General features: G+C 38.6%; 6 protein-coding genes. All 6 read left to right on the top strand.

Features of this window, described 5'->3' with window-relative positions:
• Positions 1-474, top strand: a 474-nt coding sequence (gene traK, locus GN105_RS00005; protein WP_155283416.1) for a conjugative transposon protein TraK, incomplete at its 5' end; no start/stop codon positions are given.
• Entirely contained in the window at positions 471-626 is a 156-nt protein-coding gene (locus GN105_RS00010) for a hypothetical protein (RefSeq protein ID WP_155283417.1), read from the top strand. The genes traK and GN105_RS00010, both read left to right, overlap by 4 nt.
• 43 nt (positions 627-669) lie before the next feature.
• Positions 670-2022 (top strand): conjugative transposon protein TraM, encoded by a 1353-nt coding sequence (traM, locus tag GN105_RS00015; protein WP_155283418.1) that lies wholly within the window; start codon positions 670-672, stop codon positions 2020-2022.
• A gap of 114 nt (positions 2023-2136) precedes the next feature.
• Positions 2137-3036: a conjugative transposon protein TraN gene (gene traN / locus GN105_RS00020; protein ID WP_155283419.1), complete on the top strand. Its 900-nt coding sequence runs from the start codon at positions 2137-2139 to the stop codon at positions 3034-3036.
• A 4-nt stretch (positions 3037-3040) separates the two neighbouring features.
• The gene (locus GN105_RS00025; RefSeq protein WP_155283420.1) at positions 3041-3613 is read left to right on the top strand and encodes a conjugal transfer protein TraO; all 573 of its coding nucleotides are present in this window, start codon (positions 3041-3043) and stop codon (positions 3611-3613) included.
• 18 nt (positions 3614-3631) lie between these two features.
• On the top strand, positions 3632-3787 hold a 156-nt coding region (locus GN105_RS00030), incomplete at its 3' end, for a TraQ conjugal transfer family protein (protein WP_155283421.1).

Below are 3787 nucleotides of genomic sequence, written 5' to 3' on the forward strand. Positions count from 1 at the left end.
GTGTTGGACAATGGTAAATCTCTGATGTTGGCTCTTTCACAAGATACGAAAATCAACCGCCCTGTGGAAGCTCGTGAGCATATACGCCGATTTCACGAACTATTTTTCAATGTAGCCCCTGATAAAAAAGCCATTGAGGACAATACCAAGAGAGCGTTTTTTCTAGCAGACAAATCGGCTTTTGACTACTATAAGGATTTAAACGAAAAAGGGTTTTACCATCGGATGATTTCAGGGAATATTCAACAGCGTGTGGTTATCGATAGTATTCACTGTGATTTTGAACATTATCCATATCAGGTACAAACCTTTGCTAAGCAATTTATCACCCGTCAGAGTAATATCACCGAGCGAAGCCTTATAACGGCTTGTCGATTAGTGAACTCCGTACGTTCAGATAACAATCCGCAAGGGTTTATTATGGAGCAATTTACCGTTATCGAAAATAAAGACCTTAGAACCGTAGAACGATGATACAATACCTTTTAAAATACCGAAATAAACTCAATGACCGTATTGAGCAGTACTGCCAACAACTACCCCTAAAAACACGAAGAAACTATATCATCATCGGTTTTATAATTTATGTGTTACTGACCTTTATCGTACTGATAAAATTCAAATAACAGAGAACAAAGAACAAAGAACAAGAAACAAAAACATAAAGATATGGAAAATCATAACAATACACAGCCATCGGCTAAGCAAAAGATGAGTGTTCTTCTTACCGAAGAGGAGGAAAAACAATACGAGCAACAGAGCCAAGAAAAAGCCCTTGCTCGAAAACAGCAATACAAAAAATGGCTTGTTTTTACCCTAATGGGATTGGTATTTTTGGGGTGTATGTACCTGCTTTTTGGAGGGGATACTTCTTCCGAAAACGATCCAAAGGGTATAGATGAATTAGTGCCAGAAGCCAAAGAAAACGTATTACCCTCTGACAAGGAAATTGCCTACGAACAAGCCTTGCTCGACCAAAAACAATCTCAGCAGGAAGCTGCTTTGGGGGTGTTGTCCGATTATTGGTTGCAAAATGAGATTTCTCAAACAACACATTCACAGGCTCCTCAAAGAAAAAAAGAATCTTCCACACACAATGCCATAACTCACTCGGCACATACCTATCGGGATATTCATCACACGTTGGGCAATTTTTATCAAGACAATTCGGCTATGGAAGAAAAGCAACGCTTGGAAGAAGAAATCGAGATGCTCAAAGCTCAACTTTCTGAAAAAGAAAATCAAGACCCTCTTGATACTCAAATGGCACTGATGGAAAAATCCTATCAGATGGCATCAAAATATTTACCTCAAAATACCAATGGTACTTCTACGTTGCCTTCCGATGGACTTTCAGAGAATACAAAGGTTACTAATTCCGTGCCTACTACCGAAAAAGCCTCAGTACTTCCTGTATATACCACCGAAAATAAAGTAGTAAGTCGTTTACCTCGAAAGGAAAATGATAGCGTTTTGACACAGCATTGGCTTACGCAAAATCAACGCAACTTTGTAGGAGCAGAAAGTTTTAAACCGACGGCTACTCGTCTTAAAAACAGCATACGAGCCTGTGTACATTGGCAACAATCCATCCAAGAAAATACTCGTGTACCTTTACGACTGTTGGAACCTATTCGCGTAGCCCAAATGCTTATTCCCCAAGGGGAACTACTCACTGCCACCGCAAAAGTCAGTGGCGATAGGCTTCTTTTGGATATTCATTCATTGGAATACAAAGGTAAAGTTATTCCCATTGCTCTCACTGCCTACGATTTGGACGGACAGCAAGGTTTATATCTACCTTACACTCCCGATGCCAATGCCTTTCGGGAAATAGCCGCCTCAATGGGAAGCAACTCAGGTACTAGCTTTACGTTTAATTCTTCTGCCAAAGACCAAATTATTTCGGATATGACCAAAAGTGTTGTGCAAGGAACAAGTTCCTATCTATCCAAAAAAATCACCCGACCCGCTATAAAAGTCAAAGCAGGATATCAGGTGTTGTTAGTGGCTAAAAAATAAGATTCTAAGAGAAAAGGAGATTAGGAAGTTAGGGGATTAGAAGAAAAGGGGATTAGGAAGTTTAGAAAAATAGAATGAAAGAAAAATAAATATCAATTTAATACATTAAACACAATGAAAACACCAATGTTTTTTCTAATGGCAGTTTGTACTGCCTTATCGTACGCCCAAACGGGCAGTGAAATGTCGACTACGAATAAATCATCGACAGCTACGTTAAATACACAAGTAACGCCTTATCCATTAGAGGTTACTTATGACAAAACCACGCATTTGATTTTTCCTTCGGCAATTCGTTATGTGGATTTAGGAAGTGAGCATTTGATTGCAGACAAAGCCAAAGAAGCTGAAAATGTACTTCGGGTCAAGGCAGCGGTAACCGATTTTGAACAAAAGACCAATCTTTCAGTTATTACCGAAGATGGTGGTTTTTTCAGTTTCGAGGTGTGTTATCATCCTTCTCCGAAATTGCTTACCTTGGATTTTGCCCGAAATATTCCACAGGGCAATAGCGTTAAGTCGGATATATTGTTCTCTGACACAGGTTGGGAATCGCCTGCGGTGGCTCAAATGATTATGACTTCCATTTACAACCAAAAACGAGAATTTATAAAACATATTGGTTCGCAAAATGCAGGAATCTCGTGGCTACTGAAAGGAATGTATGTACACAACGGGAAATTGTACTTGGATATCAAGCTCAAAAACCGAAGTCGTATGCCTTTTGAGGTAGATTTTATCTCTTTTAAAATGGTTGATAAAAAAACAACCAAGCAAAGCCTTGTGCAAGAAATTTCCATAGAACCATTGCGTATGTATCAGCCTTTATTAGTGGTTAAACCCAAAAAAGATGCTCGTTGCATATATATGTTGGAAGGGTTTACCTTATCCGATGACAAAGTGCTTCGCATTGAAATCTTTGAAAAAAATGGAAGTCGTTATCAGTCGTTTTTACTTACCAATGAAGATATTAGTAAAGCACGTCCTATTGAACAGTTTCACCTAAAATTTTAATTCAATGATACGTTATTTTTTATGTATAGTATTGGCAATGAGCGGATATAATACGCTTTTTGCTCAACGATTGTTTCCTGGTCAAAAAGGATTGGAAATTGCTGTGACGTTTCCTGTAAGTGTCTTCGGAAATAACTTTTCAATGAGTGATTTTTCAGCGGGATTGGGGCTAACCATAAATGCTAAAAATGGAAACTATAAACGTGTAGCATTGGAATATAGCACAAGGTATTACACGTATAAAGAGGTAAAAATTCCTACGGAAACGTATCTTTTCGAAGGCGGGTATAGTTTTTTTCTCTTAGGCGAATCCACCCGAACTCTTGCCGTAAATGGAGGAATGTATGGACTTTTGGGTTATGAAATGGTTAATGGAGATAAACGACGACTTTATGACGGAGCGATTTTACAAAATCAAAGCCAATGGGTCTATGGTGTGGCGGGTGTAATTTCAGTAGAGACCTATCTGACCAATCATTGGGTGTTGCTTATGCAAGGTAAGTTACAAACCCTATGGAGTACTTCCTTGGAGCATTTGCGTCCCTCGGTAGGATTGGGAGTTCGTTATATGTTTTAATCTTTTAATGAATAATCAATGAAAACAAAAGTATATAAATTCGTTTTAGCAAGTCTGTTTCTGATGATAGCTACATTGCTAACCTCTTGTGAAAAAGAGCTTAATGTACAACAGAATTTTCCTTTTGAGGTAAAGGTGATGCCTGTTCCCAAATCGGTAAGTCAAGGGCAAATC

Origin of the sequence: Capnocytophaga felis (assembly GCF_009684755.1) — a bacterium.
GTDB lineage: Bacteria > Bacteroidota > Bacteroidia > Flavobacteriales > Flavobacteriaceae > Capnocytophaga > Capnocytophaga felis.

Excerpts from the sequence above, each read along its gene's own strand:
- GN105_RS00010 (WP_155283417.1), top strand. The coding sequence starts at position 471 with ATGATACAATACCTTTTAAAATACCGAAATAAACTCAATGACCGTATT.
- traM (WP_155283418.1), top strand. The coding sequence starts at position 670 with ATGGAAAATCATAACAATACACAGCCATCGGCTAAGCAAAAGATGAGT.
- traN (WP_155283419.1), top strand. The coding sequence starts at position 2,137 with ATGAAAACACCAATGTTTTTTCTAATGGCAGTTTGTACTGCCTTATCG.
- GN105_RS00025 (WP_155283420.1), top strand. The coding sequence starts at position 3,041 with ATGATACGTTATTTTTTATGTATAGTATTGGCAATGAGCGGATATAAT.